Source organism: Serpentinicella sp. ANB-PHB4 (assembly GCF_031432315.1).
GTDB lineage: Bacteria > Bacillota > Clostridia > Peptostreptococcales > Natronincolaceae > Serpentinicella.
Genome location: NZ_JAVKGO010000029.1, coordinates 1 through 1,073, shown reverse-complemented (window position 1 = coordinate 1,073; position 1,073 = coordinate 1). Strand labels below are relative to the sequence as shown.

The 1,073-nt window shown below is 32.5% G+C and carries 1 protein-coding gene; it reads right to left on the bottom strand.

Translation table 11 applies throughout. The features are described 5' to 3' along the window. Nucleotides 1-415 precede the first annotated feature (415 nt). A complete protein-coding gene (locus RH915_RS11400) occupies nt 416-988 on the bottom strand; it encodes a 50S ribosomal protein L25 (RefSeq protein ID WP_310480147.1) in 573 nt (190 codons plus the stop codon). Nucleotides 989-1,073 lie beyond the last annotated feature (85 nt).

The window sequence follows — 1,073 nt, the reverse complement described above, 5'->3', positions numbered from 1 at the left end:
GGGTTGTCATCTCTTGGATGACTTTTATTTCTTGCTGGCTTTCTATACTGTTTAGTTTTCAAAGACCTTTTTTCTCGTCGCTCATTGGCGACTTATCTAATATATCACTTCTCGCTTGCTTTGTCAACATCTTTTTTTAGATGTTTTTAAACTCTTTCTTTGTCCATCACAGTCTCTCGGTGACGACTCATACTACTATATCAGTTTTAAGCTCCAATGTCAACACTTTCAGATTTGTAATAATATCCATAACACATACCTCTTTATTACAATAGAATTCCTTCCTATATATCCTACTTCTTTATATAGTAATAAATCACACTTTCCACCTATACAGAAAGTGATTAGGGCGCGTCGTAGAAAAGTAGAACTTTCCTACTATATAAAAAAACCACACCCTTACGGGTTTGGTTTTTTATTCTTCTTCTAAGCTTTTTTCACCTCTTAGAGCAGTTACTGATGCAATTACTGACTGAAGATCACTCACTATACTAATCTCTTTACTTATTTCTAGATCTGCTACTCTTAAGCTATCTCCAATACTGAAGTTACTTATATCACACTCGACCCTTTTAGGTATGTTTTCTGTAGCACATTTGATATCAATTTCTTTTAATTGTTGTTGTAAAATGATACCACTTTTTTCTACTTGTTTTTTTCCTCTTAGAATTACCGGTATAGATACGTGTATTTCTTGATTATGATTCACGTGTTGATAGTCTACATGAAGTATTTCCTTAGTAACTGGATCTCTCTGAACTTCTTTTAAAAATGCATTATATGTTTGTCCTTCTACATTTAGAGTGACTATTGTGTTGATTCCATGATCCCTTATTAAAGTCTCTAAGTATCCTCTTTCTACTTGTACATGTATCGTCTTTATTCCTTTTCCGTATAATACCCCGGGTACATAGCCCTGTTCCTTCATTCTGTAACTTGAATTTTTGCCCACATCATTTCTTATTGAACTACTAATTACATTTTCCATACTGAATCCCTCCCTATATAATCTTGTTTTTTCTTACATTTACTCTTGTTTTCTTAGTTTTTTAAACTTGTTTTATTAACTTTAA

Excerpts from the sequence above, each read along its gene's own strand:
- RH915_RS11400 (WP_310480147.1), bottom strand. The coding sequence starts at position 988 with ATGGAAAATGTAATTAGTAGTTCAATAAGAAATGATGTGGGCAAAAAT.